The sequence below is a fragment of the Streptoalloteichus hindustanus genome (assembly GCF_900129375.1).
Lineage (GTDB): Bacteria > Actinomycetota > Actinomycetes > Mycobacteriales > Pseudonocardiaceae > Streptoalloteichus > Streptoalloteichus hindustanus.
Genome location: NZ_FQVN01000009.1, coordinates 143,788 through 160,571, shown reverse-complemented (window position 1 = coordinate 160,571; position 16,784 = coordinate 143,788). Strand labels below are relative to the sequence as shown.

Here is a 16,784-nt window from a genome sequence, read left to right as displayed (position 1 = left end):
CGGTGTCACGAATTGGGGCGGACACCGTCACCCCGTTGGTGTATTCGGCCCAGAGGTCGGGGGAGGAGCGGGCCGTCGTTGATCGTTTCGGGGGACCGCCGGTGGTGGTTTCCCGTGGCCCGGGGGTCCGGTGGCGGGGAGTGTTCGGCGCGGGGAGAGCCCCGTGATCGGTTGCCCGTCCGTGGCCGCGGTGCTCGCGGGGCGTGACGACGAGCTCGGCGTCCAGCAGGCGATGATCAAGGTACTGGTGGTTCAACGGTGGTCGGCTGACCCGAAGGCGTGGTCGGCCGGCCCCGACCGGGTGAGGCGGGAGCGCCCGCTGGTCTCCCCTGTCGCTGCTGGTGTGGTGCTGGCCGCTCCCGGGAAATGACCAGGTTTCGGAGTGTCCTCCGGTTGTCGTGGCTTCGTACCCGGCGGAGGGGTCGGGTCTCACCCTCCGTGTTGACCCGGGGGCGAGTTGTCCACAGGTGCTCAAGTTGTCCACAGGTCGGGGTTCGTGTCCTGCGGCGGCCGGGCCGTGATCGGTAGGCTGGAGCAGGGCTCGCCCCCCAGGGCGGGTGGGGGCTGTCCCGGGAGAGGTGGGAGGCGGCCCGGCGGGGCGCCCGAGGGCCTCCAGGAGCTGGCGCGCCGGGCGCGCGACGCGGAGTCGGGCGGTGCCGTTCGGACCGTCCGCCCTGCTCCGTTAGGCTGACGAACCCGTGGACCCCCGCACCGGCACCCCCGTCGTTGGCATGGTGGGCGGCGGGCAGCTCGCCCGGATGACCCACCAGGCCGCCATCCCGCTCGGCCAGTCCCTCCGCGTGCTGTCCGTCTCCGACAGCGATCCGGCCGCCCTGGTCGCCAGGGACGTGGTGCTCGGCCACCACACCGACCTCGACGCGTTGCGCGCCTTCGCCCGCGGCTGCGACGTGCTGACCTTCGACCACGAGCACGTGCCGACCGAGCACCTGCACGCGTTGGTCGCGGACGGCGTCAAGGTCCACCCCGGCCCGGACGCCCTGGTGCACGCCCAGGACAAGCTGGTGATGCGGCGCAAGCTCGCCGACCTCGGCCTGCCCGTGCCGCCGTTCGCCGAGGTCACCCGGCTGGACGACGTGACGGCCTTCGGCGCGAAGTTCGGTTGGCCGTGCGTGCTGAAGGCGGCGCGCGGCGGCTACGACGGCCGCGGCGTGTGGATGCTCAACACCCCGGAGAGCGCGCAGCGGGTGGTGCCCGAGCTGCTGGAGGCCGGCACCCCGCTGCTCGTCGAGCAGTGCGTGCCGCTGCGCAGGGAGTTCGCCGCCCTGGTCGCCCGCTCCCCGTTCGGGCAGGGCGCCGCGTGGCCGTTGGTGCAGACGGTGCAGAAGGACGGCATCTGCGTCGAGGTGCTCGCGCCCGCGCCCGAGGTGCACCTGGAGCTGGCGGAGTCCGCGCAGGAGCTCGCCCTGCGGGTGGCCGACGAGCTGGGCGTCGTGGGCGTGCTGGCGGTCGAGCTGTTCGACACCGACGCGGGCATCCTGGTCAACGAGCTGGCCATGCGGCCGCACAACTCCGGCCACTGGACCATGGACGGGTCGCTGACCTCGCAGTTCGAGCAGCACCTCCGGGCCGTGCTCGACTACCCGCTCGGCGCGACGGACCCGGTGGCGCCCGCGGTGGTGATGGCGAACGTCCTCGGCGCGCCGACCGTCCCCGAGATGGGCGTTGACGAGCGGCTGCACCACCTGTTCGCCCGGTACCCGGACGCGCACGTCCACCTCTACGGCAAGGCGGAGCGCCCCGGCCGCAAGGTCGGCCACGTCAACGTGCTCGGCGAGCGGATGGAGCAGGCGCGGGAGAAGGCCCGCCTGGCGGCGCACTGGCTGTCGCACGCCGTGTGGTTGGACGGCCACCAGATCCACTGAGCCCCGCCGCCGGACCGCCCGGCGCCTGGCGTCCGGCGGCGCTGGCGCTGGCGCTGGCGCTGGGGGCGGTCGGCGCCGGAACCAGACGTACCCCGCGGTCGTGGGGTCCCACGGAAGGAGTAGGGCGTGGCGGACAACCCGTTGGTCGGCGTGATCATGGGCAGTGACTCCGACTGGCCCGTGATGGAGGCGGCGGCGCAGGCGCTCGCCGAGTTCGACGTGCCGTTCGAGGTGGGCGTGGTTTCCGCGCACCGCACCCCGCAGCGGATGCTGGACTACGCGCGGGAGGCCGCGGGGCGGGGCCTGCGGGTGATCATCGCGGGCGCCGGCGGCGCCGCGCACCTGCCGGGCATGGTGGCCTCGGCGACGGTCCTGCCGGTGATCGGCGTGCCGGTGCCGTTGAAGCACCTGGACGGCATGGACTCGCTGCTGTCGATCGTGCAGATGCCGGCGGGCGTGCCGGTGGCGACGGTCTCGGTGGGCGGCGCCCGCAACGCGGGTCTGCTCGCGGTGCGCGTGCTGGCCGCGACGGACCCCGCCCTGCAGCAGAAGATGGCCGCCTTCCAGGCCGACCTGGAGCGGATGGTGCTGGGCAAGGACGCCGCGTTGCGGGAGCGGGTCACCGGCTCCTGACGGCGGTTCGGCCCGATCCGATCCGGCCCGATCCGATCTGGCTCGATCCGGCCCGGCACGGTTCGGGTTCTGGCTGGTCCCGGCGCCCGGGTGGGCTCGCCCGCCCTGGCGCCGCGCGGCTCTCGCCGCGCTTCCCCCGATCGTGGCAGGCTGGCGGTTGCGACGCAGGGCACAGACGTCCTCCGGTGAACGAGGGCTAACATCCTGGTCAGCGAAGTGGCTACTGGGAGGTAACTCAGGTGAACCCGAGCTTCGGCACCTACCAGCTCGCCGAGGAGCACGAGGCGCTGCGGGAGGCGGTTCGCGCGCTCGCCGAGAAGGAGATCGCCCCGCACGCCGCGGTCGTCGACGAGGAGGAGCGCTTCCCGGTCGAGGCGCACGACGCCCTGGTCAAGTCCGGGTTCGCCGCCGTGCACGTGCCCGAGGCCTACGACGGCCAGGGCGCGGACTCCGTGGCGACGTGCATCGTCATCGAGGAGGTGGCGCGGGTCTGCGCCTCGTCCTCGCTGATCCCCGCGGTCAACAAGCTCGGCACGATGCCGATCCTGCTGTCGGCGTCGGAGGAGCTGAAGAAGCAGGTCCTGCCCTCGGTCGCCAGCGGGGAGGCCATGGCCTCGTACGCGCTGAGCGAGCGGGAGGCCGGCTCGGACACCGCCTCGATGCGCACCAGGGCCCGGCTGGACGGTGACCACTGGGTGCTCAACGGCACCAAGTGCTGGATCACCAACGCCGGCGAGTCGACCTGGTACACCGTGATGGCGGTGACCGACCCGAACGCGGCGAAGCCGTCGCAGGGGATCTCCGCGTTCGTGGTGCACAGGGACGACCCCGGCTTCGAGGTGGGGTCGAAGGAGCGCAAGCTCGGGATCAAGGGCTCGCCGACCAGGGAGATCCACTTCCAGGACTGCGCGATCCCGGTGGACCGGATCATCGGTGAGCCCGGCACCGGTCTGAGGACGGCGCTGGCCACCCTCGACCACACGCGGCCGACGATCGGCGCGCAGGCGGTGGGCATCGCGCAGGGCGCGTTGGACGCCTCGATCGCCTACGTCAGGGACCGCAAGCAGTTCGGCCGCGCGATCGGCGACTTCCAGGGCGTGCAGTTCATGCTCGCCGACATGGCGATGAAGGTCGAGGCCGCGCGGCACATGGTCTACGTGTCGGCGGCGCGGGCCGAGCGGGGCGAGCCGAACCTCGGCTTCATCTCCGCCGCCGCCAAGTGCTTCGCCTCGGACGTGGCGATGGAGGTCACCACGAACGCGGTGCAGCTGTTCGGCGGCGCCGGCTACACCAGGGACTTCCCGGTGGAGCGCATGATGCGCGACGCCAAGATCACCCAGATCTACGAGGGCACCAACCAGATCCAGCGGGTCGTCATGTCCCGCGCCCTGCTCCGGGGCTAGGTCGACGATCTCGCCGACGGCCCGGAGGCTCCCCGTTCCTCGTGTTCGGGACGCCTCCGGGCCGTCGGTCGTTCCGGGGTCGTGAACAGTCCGCCCACGGCCACGTTGGCCCACGCGGAAGTGCTGGAGGCGCTCGGTGTTCCACTAGGAGCGCCCCCCCGGGCTCGGCCAGTCGGGATGGCGGATCGCCGCGCTGACCGGCTGACCCTGCGAGGACTTCGGCAGGCGTCGCCAGTTCCGGCCGGCGGGGTCAACAGGAAGGGGTGGATGTCTGGTCCGCCCCTTCTTCGTGCTGTGACCCGAGCCCGTGGCCGCGGATGACAGCAACCACGTATGACGCGGTACCAGTAACCGGCACCACGTCCGGCTCACACGGTGTGATCTCCTCGAACGGCTCCATGACAGACACCTCCCCTCCGGAGCACGCATCACCCGCCGTTCCCGCCAGTCCTGACGGGTGAACGCGTCATCACCGGATCGGGAGACACAGCACCACGCCAGTGGGCGACGCGCCGCTACTGCACGCCACCACCGCGCGACCGGCAGGCACACGGCGTGAGCTCTCGCCGGTTTTCGCTCGCCAGAGCCGAAGGCGTGCGGCTCCAGGGCGCGACGATCCCGTGGGCCGTGGCCGGAGGCGTGACCGGGGCCACGGACCGACCGGTTTGATTGAAATTTCACCTAACCCCGGGCAGTCTTGTGCCCGTCGCGCCCGCTGCGGTTTGATCGGCGGACCGCCGTGGCTCGACATCCCTCGTTCCCGAACGGGCGTCCCCGATCTGGCTGGTCGCCTGCCACCACCCAGCATCCGAGGAGATGACAGATGCAGTTGCCGGCGTGGATCCGTGACCTCGCATTGTTGTTCGCCCGCATCGCCATCGGCGTGGTCTTCATGGCCCACGGGTGGCAGAAGCTCGTCACCAACGGCATGGGCGCCACGGCGACGGGCTTCGACAAGATCGGCATTCCGTTGCCGACCCTGTCGGCCTGGTTCACCGCGCTCGTCGAGTTCGCCGGCGGGGCGGCGCTGATCGTCGGGCTCCTGCTCCCGCTGGTCGGCCTGCTCCAGGCGTTCGCCATGTTCGGCGCGTTGTTCTTCGTGCACTCCAACGGCTTGTTCCTGCCGAAGGGTTTCGAGTACGTCCTGGTGCTGGCCGCCGCCGCGATCGCGTTGGGTTTCAACGGCGGCGCCTACAGCCTGGACCGCGTCCTGTTCGGACGCCGCGCGGTCAGCCGCGCGTCGGAGCCGGCAGCCGCCTGACGCCGGGCAGCTCGACCCCCAGCGTCGCGGTCACCCGCTCGCTGGCCGCCCTGGCGGGCAGCGCCGACACGTCCGGGTTGCCGACCTGGACCAGCGAGGCGCTGCCCGCCAGCACCGCGAGCAGGCCGTCGAGCACGCCGCCCGGCAGCTCCCATTCCACAGTGGACAGAACGCGGTCGTCGGCGCCGAGACCGAACTCCTCGGCACGGCCCCGAGTCGCGGCCAGTACCTCGTCCACAGTGGACCCTACGAGGGCGGGGGTGTCGCCGTCGACCGGCAGCGGGGGGCGGAACGCGTCGCCGTGCACCCTGGCCGAGGAGATGTAGTCCACCGACCCGGCCGGCGGCTCGGTCAGCCCGCGCCCCATGGGGTCCAGCGCGACGGCGGCGACCAGGTCGGCCGCGCCGGCCGCCGCGACCGACTCGGCGTCCGGCCGCGTGAACGCGACCAGCGCGCCGGCGGGGTCGTCGGTCACCTCGGCGCCGCACCACCAGGCGCCGAGCAGGACGCCCACGGTCTGCCAGTGCGCCGGCAGCGCCACGGCCACCGGGCTGCCCGGCTCCGCGTCCAGCTCGTCCACGAGCCAGTTGGCCGTCTTGGCCGCCCAGTTCGCGATGGTCGCGCGGGACAGCTCCACCCTCGCGCCCGTGGCGTCGTCGTAGTAGGTGATCAGCGGTCGACCCGGGTCCGCCGCGAGCAGCGCGCCCAGCAGCCTGTCGGTGATGCTCATCGTCGTCCGCTCCCCTGTCGCCCGCGTCCCGGTCGCCCGCGTCGTGCTCCTACCGCCACGCGCTCCACGCGCGTGATCATCCCTTGCCCGCGGTCCACCGCTGGCTCAGCTCAGTTCACGCACGGCACGCCACCCGCCGCGATCGGCGCCGCGTTGTTCGGGTCGGCGGCCGGCTGGATGCGCGCTCCCCGACCCGCGACGGGGCCGAGGCCGTCCGGCCGGAACATCGTCCCGCCCGCCAACCGCTGCCCGCCATCCGGGGTCCCCGGCGCCCCCGAGCTCGGCGGGGCGCTGGCGGAGGAGGTCGCGCTCGGCGCGGACGACCCGGCGGGCGAGCCGCCCGAGGTCGGGGCGAGCCCGGCCACGAACCGCCGCACCTGGTCGACGTCGACGGTGATGATGCTCTGCTTCCGCTCGTTCAGGACGCCCACCTGGCCCACCGGGATCGTGGTGAAGTCCACGTTGCCGGCGGTGATGCCCTGCATCTGCTGGGCGAAGCCGAGCACGTCCCAGCCCTGGTCCAGCACCACCGACCGCCGCGCGGCCTCCAGCAGCCCGGACAGCCGGTCCGGGTCGGTGAGCGTGCCGGTGGACAGCACCTTGTTCACCGCCGAGGCCAGGAACGCCTGCTGCCGCACGATCCGGTCGAGGTCGGAGCGGGGGAGCCCGTCCCGCTGGCGGACGAAGGCCAGCGCGTCCCCGCCGGAGACGGTCTGCGGGCCCGCCCGGAACCGGGCGCCCGAGTTCGGGTCGCTCGTCGCGTGCAGCAGGCACACGTCCACTCCGCCCAGCGCCTCGGTGAGCAGGTAGAACCCGTAGAGGTTGACCTCGGCGTAGTGGTCGACGCGCACGCCGGTCAGCTCCTGCACGACCTGCACCAGCGCGCGCCGGCCGGCCTGGTCGGACTCCTGCTCGACCCGGGCGGAGTCGCGCTCGCCCTGGTCCCGGAGTCGTTGCGCCGCACGGGCCTTGGTGACCCCGTACGCCGCGTTGATCTTGTCCTCGCGGTAGTCCGGGATGGGCACGGACGTGTCCCGCGGGATCGACACCGCGTGCGCCTGCCCGCCGGAGCGCGGCACCCGCACGAGGATCACCGTGTCGGTGTTGAGGGTGGCGGTTCCCTCGGTGCGCAGCTTGCGGAGAACGTTGGCCGGCAACGGGTTCCCCTGCACATCGGTCCGGCTGTCGCTGCCCACCAGGAGGATGTCGACGGCACCGTCGTCGGCCGGTGTGCTGGGCGGGACCGGGATGTTCGCGAGGATGTCGGTCGTGGGCAGCTCCTCGTTGAAACTGTCCACTTTGGACCACGCGATACCGGTCACGGTCAGCGCCGCCACCGACGCCAGCGCCACGACCGTGCGCGCGGCCGCCAACGCGATCTTCCCGCCCCGGCCGGGGCGGCGCGCGGCGGGCGCCGCGGCCTCGACGACGTCGGGCGCCACCGGCGCCGACGGCGCCTCCCCCTCCGGCAGCCCGTCGTCCGGGCCGGTCCGCGTGGGCCGGTCCTCCACCTTCTGCCCCTCTCCCGCCGCGACGCGGCGGCCTGTGCTTCCCCCTGAAAGAGGGTAAACCGAACGAGGGTACTCGTGATCGGGCGACCGGGTGAGGCGGGAGCGGTGGGTCACCGGACTCCCGCCCCGGAGCGGGGTCAGTCGACGCAGGTGACCCCGTTGGCGGTGATCTGCGGCTCCGCGGGCGACTGCGGCGCCTCGGCCTGGAACAGGCCCCCGGCCAGCAGTCCGTTCGCGCCGGGGCCGGCGTAGTCGGCGCCCAGGAAGACCCGGACCCGGCCCGCGGGCAGGTTGGTGTCGGGCTCCACGGCGAGGCCGCCGAGCGCGTCGGCGACGCGTCGCGCCGCCGGCTCCTCGCCCTTGGCGTGCCGCACCACCGACGCCTTGCGGGACGGGGCGTTCGCCGCGTCGCCGGCGGTGAAACCCTTGGCGCCCAACGAGTCCAGCACCCGCGTGGCCAGTCCGACCGCGCCGGAGGAGTTCCGCACGTCGACGGTGACCCGCGAGTTGTCGGCGGCCGGCGTCGGCGAGGGGGAGCCGCCGGACTTGCCGGCGTTCTCCTCGCCGATGGCCTTCGCCACCGCGGCCTTCACCTGGGCGGGGTCGACCTGGACCGCCTGGCCGTCGCCGGTGGGCAGGTCGGGCCGTCCGGTGGGGATGGTCTCGAAGCTGATGCTGCCGCCGGTGATGCCCTGCATCTGCTGGGCGAAGCCGAGCACGTCCCAGCCCTCGTCCAGCACCACCGTCTGCTTCAGGGCCTCGATGAGCTCGTTGAGCTTCTTCGAGTCGGTGAGCACGCCCGCCGAGAGCATCTTCTTGGCCAGACCGGCCATGAACACCTGCTGCCGCACCACGCGGTCGAGGTCCGAGCGCGGCAGGTCCTCGCGCTGGCGGACGAAGGCGAGCGCGTCGCCGCCGGAGATGGTCTGCACCCCGGCCTTGAAGTCCGCGCCCGACTTGTAGTCCTTGGTGTTGCGCTTGAGGCAGACCTCGACGCCGCCGATGGCCTGCGTGATCTTGAAGAAGCCGAGCAGGTTGACCTCGGCGAAGTGGTCGATCTTGACGCCGCTGACCTGCTCGATCGTCTGGATCGTGGTCTTGCGGCCCTCGGCCTGCGCCTCCTGCTCGGCCTTCTGCTTGGGCACGCCCTGCTTGGTCAGCCGCTCGAAGGCGTCCCGCTTGGACCGGCCGAACGCCGAGTTGATCTTGTGCTGGCCGTAGCCGCCCGGGATGTGGACGTAGGAGTCGCGGGGGAAGGAGAACGCCACCGCCTTGCGCCCGTCGTTCGGCAGGCGCAGCAGGATCAGCGTGTCGGTGAGCTCGCCCTCGTTCGCGCCGGCGCGCAGCTGCTCCAGCACGTCCTTGGGCAGCGGGTTGCCCTGGGGGTCGGTGCGGCTGTCGTTGCCCACCAGCAGGATGTCCGTGGCGCCGTCGGCCGGCTTCGGGCCCTCCCGCTTGGCGATGACGTTCGTGGTGGTCATGCCGCTGCTGAGGTCCTTGTAGGTGGCCCACGCGTAGCCGGTGACCCCCAGCACGACCACCGAGACCAGCGTCACCGCGGTCTTGCCGGCGACCAGGACGGCCCGCAGGCCGTGCCGGGGCCGGTCCCGCTCCCGCGCCGGGGCGGGGTCGCGGTCGGGGCGGCGGTCCCCGCCGGTCGACAGCGCCCTGGTCGGCAGCGCCTTCGTGGGGCGGGGGTGAATCCGCTCGGGCCGGGCGATCGGCTCACCCGGACGTGAGGTCCTCGGGTCGGGCGGCTCGACGGCGGGCGGCGGGACGCGGCCGGCGCGGGAGCGGGCGACGGTCGGGTCTCCGGCCGGCGGCGGGCCGGGTCGGCCCTGACCCTGGCCGCGGACCGGACCACCGGGCCGGGCGGCCGGCGGGGGGCCGGCCGGCGGCGTCCGAGCCGGTCCCGGTCCGCGTGGCGGAACTCCCTGACCGGGGAACCCACCGGATCCCCCCGGCCGCGGTGGCCGTTCGTTCACGCGTGCACCTCCCAGAGCCGGCGTCCGCCGTCGTGTCCGCCGTCAGGACATCGCAAGCCGGCCCGGGGCGCTCGAAGCCCGGGCCGGTGGGGTTCAGGCTAACGACCCGGTGTGAGATCCGTGGCAGCTTCTCGTCACAACTAGACGTCGCCCCCGCCGTACGGGTTGTCTCGGACGTGACAGACTGCACCGGAGGACTGCCCGTGGGCCCGTGTTCCGACACGGAGGAACCCGTGGAATCACCCGGGGGCAGGAGGTCGGGCTCGGATGTCGCGACGCGCTCCGCGCGTCCGCCCGGGTCGACGCGCGAGCCGACGACACGCCGACGCTCGCCAGCGGCGCGAGGAAGGGTGACATGCGAGTCCTGGTCACGGGTGGTGCCGGCTTCATCGGGTCGCACTACGTGCGGGAGCTGCTCGGGGGCGCCTACCCGGCGTTCGCCGACGCCGAGGTCGTCGTGCTCGACAAGCTCACCTACGCCGGCAACGAGGCCAACCTCGCTCCCGTCGCCGACGCCGGCGACCGGCTGCGGTTCGTCCGGGGCGACATCTGCGACGCCGAGCTGGTCGGCAAGCTCATGACCGAGGTCGACGTCGTGGTGCACTTCGCGGCCGAGTCGCACGTGGACCGCTCGATCCTGGGCTCCGCCGAGTTCGTCCTCACCAACGTCCTGGGTACCCAGACGCTGCTGCAGGCGGCGCTGGAGGCCGGCGTGGGCAAGTTCGTGCACGTCTCCACGGACGAGGTGTACGGCTCGATCGACAGCGGGTCCTGGCCGGAGGACCACCCGCTGGAGCCGAACTCGCCCTACTCGGCGTCCAAGGCCAGCTCCGACCTGCTCGCCAGGGCCTTCCACCGCACGCACGGCCTCCCGGTCTGCGTCACGCGGTGCTCGAACAACTACGGTCCGTACCAGTTCCCCGAGAAGGTCATCCCCCTGTTCGTGACCAACCTCATGGACGGGGCGAAGGTGCCGCTCTACGGCGACGGCCTGAACGTGCGGGACTGGCTGCACGTCGACGACCACTGCCGGGGCATCCAGCTCGTGGTCGAGGGCGGCCGGCCGGGCGAGGTCTACAACATCGGGGGCGGCACCGAGCTGACCAACCGGGAGCTCACCGAGCGGCTGCTGACCGCCATGGGCGCCGACTGGTCGATGGTCGAGCACGTGACCGACCGCAAGGGCCACGACCGCCGGTACTCGGTCGACATCAGCAAGATCTCCGGCGAGCTGGGGTACCGGCCGCGCGTGCCGTTCGAGGAGGGCCTGGCCCGCACGGTGGCCTGGTACCGCGAGAACCGCGAGTGGTGGGAGCCGCTCAAGCGGCGCTCGGCGCTCGGTCGCGGCTGAGCGCCGAGCGCCCACCCGGTCCGCACACCGAACTCGATCCCGTAGGCAGGTCTCGTGATGACGGGTCTGGCACTCCTGGTGGCCGGGGGCCGCGGTCAGCTCGGCCGCGACCTGGCCGTCCTGGCCGACGCGGCCCCGGAGGTGGGCTTCGCCCACGCCCCCGGCTCCGGCGAGCTGGACGTCACGGACCGGGAGGCGGTCGCCGACGCGGTCGCCGTCCTGGCCGCGGCGGCGCGGGACGCCGGGCTGCGGCCGGTGGTGGTGAACGCCTCGGCGTACACGGCGGTGGACGCGGCCGAGTCGGACGTCGAGCGGGCGTTCCAGGTGAACTCGGACGGGCCGCGGCTGCTGGCGACGACGTGCGCCGCGCAGGGCGTCCCGCTGCTCCACGTCTCCACCGACTACGTGTTCCCCGGCGACGGCGACCGGCCCTACGAGCCCGAGGACCCGACCGGGCCGCAGTCGGTCTACGGGCGCAGCAAGCTCGCCGGCGAGCGGGAGGTGCTGCGGGGCTGCGAGCGCGGCTGGGTGGTGCGCACCGCCTGGGTCTACGGCGCGCACGGCGCCAACTTCGTGAAGACGATGTGCCGGCTGGAGCGGGAGCGGGAGACGCTGGCCGTCGTCGACGACCAGCGCGGGACGCCGACCTGGTCGGCCGACCTCGCCGCCGGCCTGCTGGAGCTGGCGCGCGCGGTCGCCGTCGGCCGTGGCCCGGCCGCGCGGGTGCTGCACTGCACGAACGCCGGCGACACCACCTGGTTCGGGCTCGCCCGCGCCGTGTTCGAGGAGTTGGGCGCGGACGTGACCCGCGTCCGTCCCTGCACGACCGCCGACTTCCCGCGGACCGCGCCGCGCCCGGCCTACTCGGTGCTCTCGGGCGCCGCGTGGCGGGACGCCGGCCTGACGCCGTTGCGGCCCTGGCGCGAGGCGCTCACCGCCGCGTTCGCCGCGGGCGCCTTCGCCTGACCCCCAGCTCCGACTCTTCGGCTCCGGCCGCTGAGTTCTGCCCCCGGAGTTCTGACGGGGGCTGACCGGGTCCGGCGGCGCGCGCCACCACCGGACCCGGACCGGTCAGGGCGCGGCGCGGTGGTAGGCGGCGATGGTGGTCTCCGCGCACCGACGCCACGTGAACTCCGACGCGCGGGCGCGGCGGGCCGCCAACGTCTGGGCGTCCTCGGTGGACTCCAGGGCCTCGGTCAACGCCGCGCCAAGTGCCTCGACGTCGCCGACGGGCACGTGCCAGGCGTGGCCGCCGGCCACCTCCCGCAGCGCGGGGACGTCCGAGCACACCACCGGCACGCTGCACGCCAGCGCCTCCAGGACGGGCAGCCCGAAACCCTCGTCCCTGGAGGGCAGCACCAGCGCGGCGGCCCCGGCGACGACGCTCCTGAGGTCCACATCGGACAGGTAGCCGGTTCGCAGCACGCGACCGTCCACATTGGACACGCGAAGCCCGCCGCTCGGGCCGGTGAGCACCAGGGGCGGCAGCTCGGGGCGGGCCCGGTGCGCGGCCAGCAGGTGCGGCAGCCCCTTGCGCGGCCCGTCCGCGCCGACGAAGAGCAGGTACCGCTCCGGCAGGCCGAGGCGGCGGCGGAGCTGCTCGCCGGGGGCGCGCGCGGCGAACCACGCCGGGTCGACGCCCAGCGGGGTCACCGTCACCTTGTCCTCCGGCACCGCCAGCCGGTCCACCACCACGCGGGCCACGGCCGCGGTCGGCGTGCAGACGACGGCGGCCCGCTGGGCCGAGCGCCGGACGAGCTCGGGCAGGTCCCGCTCAACCGGGGGCAGCTCGTCCGGCCGGTCGAGGAAGGCCAGGTCGTGGATCGTCAGCACGCCGCCGGCGCGCACGGCCGGCGGCAGCACGAAGTTGGTCGCGTGCACGACGTCGGCCGGGCCGGCGAGCAGCTCGACCGGCGGGAAGGGGCCGCGCAGCCAGCACTGCCGCAGCAGGCGGGCCGACGCGGGCAGGCCCCGCGCCCGCAACCCGTGCGGCAGCACGGACCTCAGTGCCCGCCAGCCCCGCACCGTGAACGCCACCGCACGTACGTCCACAGTGGACATACTCGCGAGCTCCTCGGCGAGCGCGGCCGTGTAGCGGCCGATTCCGGTGCGGTGCCCCAACAACGGGGTGCCGTCGAGCAGCACCCGCACCCGTCGGCTACCGCGAGCCATTGCCGCGCAACCGTTCCGAGGCGATCCGGCGCAGCCGACCGGTGGCGCGCTTGGCCACCTCGGCCGCGCCCCCGGCGTCCAGGTACTCCTTGACCAGCGAGAGGTCCCGTCGGATGCGGCCGGACACGCCCAGCGGCGCCGGGCGCACCAGCGGCGCGTGGCTGCCGCGCAGCCGGTCGGCGGCCGGCCGGGGGTTGCGGCAGAAGTCGACCAGCGGGGACAGGACGTGCTCCCAGGTGAACCGCTCGCGCACCAGGGCGATGCGCTCCTGGCAGCCGGCGGCGAACTCCGTGTCGTAGAGGACCCGCTCCAACGCGTCGGCCAGCGCCTCGGGGTCCTCGGCGGGGACCACCACGCCCAACCGCTCGCGGCGCACCAGGTCGGCGAACGAGTCGCCGTCCGTGGTCACGATCGGCAGCCCGGCCCACAGGTAGTCCAGCACGCGGGTGCGGAACGCGAACTCGGTCTCCACGTGCTCGTAGTGCGTCGTGACGCCGCAGTCGCCGTCCAGCAGCCAGTTCTGCCGCTCGTGGTACGGGACCCAGGTCTCGTTGAAGAAGACGTGCCGGTCGACCAGGCCGAGCCGCTGGGCCAGCCGGCGGGTCTGCCCGGCGACCCCCATCTCGGGCACGTCCGGGTTGGGGTGCTTCATGCCGAGGAAGAACAGCCGCACGTCGTCGTGCGAGCCGCGCAGGCGGTCGACCGCGTGGACCAGCGTGAGCGGGTCGAACCAGTTGTAGACGCCGCCCGCCCACAGCACGACCTTGTCGTCCTCGCCGATGCCCGGCACGACGCCCTTGATCGCCGACCGGGTGCGCTCGGGGGCCTTGCCCGGCAGGCCGAAGGGCACCTCGGCGAGCAGCGACCGGACGGTGGGGTCGGTGTCGTACAGCGCCGGGGTGAGCCGGCCGAGCGCGGCCAGGTGGCCGAGCCAGAAGTGCCGTTGCCGCTGCGAGGCGCACAGGAAGAAGTCCCCGCGCTGGAGCTGCGCGTTGAGCACGTTGGTCACGCCGATCAGGTCCAGCCGGCGCCGCTCGTCGTCGCCGTCCTTGCCCTGCTCCAGCAGCTCCAGGTGCATCGGGTCGTAGACGTCGCAGACGACGATCTTCGTCGAGTCGGCCTGCTTGAGCTGGGGCACCATCTCCAGCACGTGGCCCTGCAGCACGACCACGTCGGCCCAGTCGACGTGCTCGCCCAGATCCCTGGGCCGACTGTGCAGCACGGGGAACGCCGAGCGCGGCGGCGCGCACTGCGGGTTCACCGTCACCAGGCGCACGTCGTGCTCGCCGGACAGCACGTCGGCCATGTGCCACGCGCGAATCGCCGGGCCGGCCATCCGCTCGCCGATCGCGTCGCCGGTGATCACGACGATCCGCCGCGGCCGGCCGAACACCTCCTCCAGCCCGAACGCCTCGACCAGCACGTCGTGCGCGGCGAGGTAGCGCGGCAGCGGGTAGGCGGGCTCCATCGCCTTGCGCATCAACGGGACCAGGTCCGCGTCGGTGCGCACGCGCGAGGCCTGCTCCACCCGCCGCGACTCGGCCAGCGACGGCAGCAGCTCGACGAACTGGTCGATCGCCAGCACGCCGGCCAGCGCCTCCCTGGGCACCGCCACCGGGGCCTCGTCCTCGGCGCGGCTGGCCGGCCGGCGGGTGATCTCCAGCTGGGTGGCGTCCAGGTCGCCCCTGGCGGTCGCCCTGCGCACGGCCAGCGCCAGCGCGGCGGGCAGCACCCTGGCCAGGCTCTCGTCGGAGAGGTTCTTGTAGAGGGTGGCGAGCGCGTTGCGCTCCAGCAGGTAGAACTCGCGCGCGGAGTGCACCTCGCCCATCGAGCCGTGGTGCCGGTGGTAGGTCAGCGACCGCGGCTCGTACCGCACGCGCCAGCCGCGCAGGTTGAGCCGCCAGCCCAGGTCGACGTCCTCGTAGAACATGAAGTAGCGGTCGTCGAACCCGCCGAGCTCGCGGAACAGCTCGGTGCGCACGAACATCGCCGACCCGGTGCCGAACAGCACGTCCCTCGGGGCGTCGACCTGGTCGGGGGAGACCTCGGCCACCGGCTGCCCCGCGTGCCGCTTGTAGCCCATGCCGAACCAGGTCAGGCCGCCGTCGACGAAGTCGACGGTCGTGCCGTCCCAGTCGAGGACCTTGCTGGCCACCGCGCCGACCGTGGGCTCGGCGCGCAGCGCGGCGACCGCCGCGCGCACCCAGTCGCGGTCGGGGCGGGCGTCGTTGTTGAGGAAGGCGAGCACCTCGCCCCTGGCGTACCCGACGCCCAGGTTGCAGCCACCGGCGAAGCCCAGGTTGTCCTCGGACTCGATCAGGTCGACGTCGGGCACCGCCTGGCGGATGCGCTCAGCGCTCCCGTCACCCGACGCGTTGTCGACGCAGATCACCTGCAGCCGGTCGGCCGGGTAGTCCACCTCCGAGCGCAGGGCGCGCAGGCAGGTGATGGTGTCGTCGGCCCCGCGGTAGTTGACCACCACCACGGACACCAGGGGCAGCATCCCCTGCTCCGGCACCTCGGGCTCCTTCCGTCACGTCGGTTCCCCCTCGAACCGACGTCGCCGGCGCTGGGCCCACGGGCGGTTCTTCGGTGCGCATAGCGTGCCTCATCACGTCGGGTGGCGGGGCGGGTACCGGAAGGTTGGTCCGCCGACCGCCGGTCGGCCCGCGCCCGCGCCCCGTGACGTCGGCCACGGTCCGCGTCGGGCGGCCACCCGCACCAGCCGGGGAAGCCGCTCAGCGGCCGGCCCACCGCCGCCAGACGGTGGCGCGGCTCACAGCGGCGTGCCGCCCGATCTCCCGCCGGGCGGCCACGGTCGCCGGCAGCCGCGACAGCACCTGGCCCAGCACGCCCAGGCGCAGGGAGAGGCGGAAGTTCGCGGCGTCGGGCACCGGACGGCCCAGCGCGCGGCGCGCCGGGAGCAGGGCGGTGATCAGCGCGAAGCGGGCCAGCTCCCGGGCCGCGACGCCGGCCGGCGCGCAGCGCAGCAGCATCAGCAGGCGGTTGCGCTCGTTCCACCGGTGGAACCGCACAGAACCGGGCTGGCTGCTCGCCCCGTGCCGGTGGCCGACCCTGGCGGTGCGGACGGTCACGATCCGCCGGCCGGCCAGGCGGAGCCGCCACGCGGTGTCGGTGTCCTCGTAGTAGCAGAAGAAGTCGGCGGGCACGCCCCCCACCGCGCGCAGCGCGTCGACGCGGGTCAGCGCCGCGCCGCCGCAGAAGCCGAACGGCTCGTCGTCGCTGGGCGGGGGCTCGGGCAGGTCCGCGCCGTGCCCGTCGGCGGTGAGCCGCACGCCGGCGGACTGGACGGAGCCGTCGGCGGACAGCAGGAGCGAGCCGGCGGCGGCGACGCCGGGGTCGGCGTCGAGGGCGTCCTCCAGCGCGGCGAGCCAGCCCGGCTCCGGGGCGGCGTCGTCGTTGAGCCACGCGACCAGCGGAGTGTCCACAGTGGACAGAGCTGCGGCGAGTCCGCCGGCGTACCCGAGGTTGCGGCCGAGGCGGAGCACGTGCGGCCGGCCGGGGTGCGCGGCCAGCACCGCGGCGGTGCCGTCGTCGGAGGCGTTGTCGACCACGAGTGTCCGGTGTGGACGATCCTGGGCGGCGAGCGCGTCCAGGCACTCCCCGACGTGCTCGCGGCCCCGCCACGTCACGACCACCACGGTGGTGCGAGCCGTCCGGTGTTCCACCTGCGCGGCCTGTTCCGCCTGTTCCGCCACGGGCGGAAACCCTAGGAGCCGCTTCCGGCCCGGGCGCGCCCCGGGTGGCTCCGCCGTCCGACCCACCCCCCGATCGAGCCCGCTGATCGAGGTGGCCCCCGGCCAGCTCCGCACGCCGTGGCGCCCCCGCTCCCGG

Annotated in this window: 13 protein-coding genes; 7 read left to right on the top strand and 6 right to left on the bottom strand. The window is 73.8% G+C overall.

Annotated features, from left to right (window positions below; all coding sequences use genetic code 11):
- Positions 1-163 precede the first annotated feature (163 nt).
- From BUE43_RS25365 to BUE43_RS25345, 5 genes are all read left to right on the top strand, one after another.
- Positions 164-370, top strand: a complete 207-nt coding sequence (locus BUE43_RS25365; protein WP_073487780.1) for a hypothetical protein — start codon at positions 164-166, stop codon at positions 368-370.
- Positions 371-698: 328 nt separating this feature from the next.
- The gene (locus BUE43_RS25360) at positions 699-1,883 is read left to right on the top strand and encodes a 5-(carboxyamino)imidazole ribonucleotide synthase (RefSeq protein WP_073487778.1); all 1,185 of its coding nucleotides are present in this window, start codon (positions 699-701) and stop codon (positions 1,881-1,883) included.
- Between the two features lie 156 nt (positions 1,884-2,039).
- Positions 2,040-2,516: a 5-(carboxyamino)imidazole ribonucleotide mutase gene (gene purE, locus BUE43_RS25355; RefSeq protein WP_073488107.1), complete on the top strand. Its 477-nt coding sequence runs from the start codon at positions 2,040-2,042 to the stop codon at positions 2,514-2,516.
- 239 nt (positions 2,517-2,755) lie between these two features.
- Positions 2,756-3,919 (top strand): acyl-CoA dehydrogenase family protein, encoded by a 1,164-nt coding sequence (locus BUE43_RS25350; protein ID WP_073487776.1) that lies wholly within the window; start codon positions 2,756-2,758, stop codon positions 3,917-3,919.
- Positions 3,920-4,742: 823 nt separating this feature from the next.
- Positions 4,743-5,180, top strand: coding sequence for a DoxX family protein (locus tag BUE43_RS25345; RefSeq protein ID WP_073487774.1), 438 nt, complete (start codon positions 4,743-4,745; stop codon positions 5,178-5,180).
- Here the strand turns inward: BUE43_RS25345 and BUE43_RS25340 are convergent.
- From BUE43_RS25340 to BUE43_RS25330, 3 genes are all read right to left on the bottom strand, one after another.
- The gene (locus BUE43_RS25340; protein ID WP_073487772.1) at positions 5,149-5,910 is read right to left on the bottom strand and encodes a TIGR03089 family protein; all 762 of its coding nucleotides are present in this window, start codon (positions 5,908-5,910) and stop codon (positions 5,149-5,151) included. The genes BUE43_RS25345 and BUE43_RS25340 overlap by 32 nt on opposite strands.
- Before the next feature lie 110 nt (positions 5,911-6,020).
- Entirely contained in the window at positions 6,021-7,421 is a 1,401-nt protein-coding gene (locus BUE43_RS25335; protein WP_234995913.1) for an LCP family protein, read from the bottom strand.
- 137 nt (positions 7,422-7,558) lie between these two features.
- Positions 7,559-9,406: an LCP family protein gene (locus tag BUE43_RS25330; RefSeq protein WP_234995912.1), complete on the bottom strand. Its 1,848-nt coding sequence runs from the start codon at positions 9,404-9,406 to the stop codon at positions 7,559-7,561.
- A gap of 355 nt (positions 9,407-9,761) precedes the next feature.
- On the opposite strand from BUE43_RS25330, the gene rfbB reads away from it, so the two are divergent.
- Complete coding sequence (gene rfbB / locus BUE43_RS25325) at positions 9,762-10,757, top strand: dTDP-glucose 4,6-dehydratase (RefSeq protein ID WP_073488102.1); 996 nt, start codon at positions 9,762-9,764, stop codon at positions 10,755-10,757.
- Positions 10,758-10,814: 57 nt separating this feature from the next.
- On the top strand, positions 10,815-11,723 hold the full coding sequence (gene rfbD, locus BUE43_RS25320) for a dTDP-4-dehydrorhamnose reductase (protein WP_073487769.1): 909 nt from the start codon (positions 10,815-10,817) through the stop codon (positions 11,721-11,723).
- A gap of 105 nt (positions 11,724-11,828) precedes the next feature.
- On the opposite strand, the gene BUE43_RS25315 is transcribed toward rfbD, so the two are convergent.
- The 3 genes from BUE43_RS25315 to BUE43_RS25305 form a co-directional block, all read right to left on the bottom strand.
- Positions 11,829-12,929, bottom strand: coding sequence for a glycosyltransferase family 4 protein (locus tag BUE43_RS25315; protein ID WP_073487767.1), 1,101 nt, complete (start codon positions 12,927-12,929; stop codon positions 11,829-11,831).
- The gene (locus BUE43_RS25310) at positions 12,916-15,432 is read right to left on the bottom strand and encodes a glycosyltransferase (protein WP_073488100.1); all 2,517 of its coding nucleotides are present in this window, start codon (positions 15,430-15,432) and stop codon (positions 12,916-12,918) included. The genes BUE43_RS25315 and BUE43_RS25310 overlap by 14 nt, the downstream gene beginning before the upstream one ends.
- 235 nt (positions 15,433-15,667) lie before the next feature.
- Entirely contained in the window at positions 15,668-16,648 is a 981-nt protein-coding gene (locus tag BUE43_RS25305) for a glycosyltransferase family 2 protein (protein ID WP_234995911.1), read from the bottom strand.
- Positions 16,649-16,784: the final 136 nt, after the last annotated feature.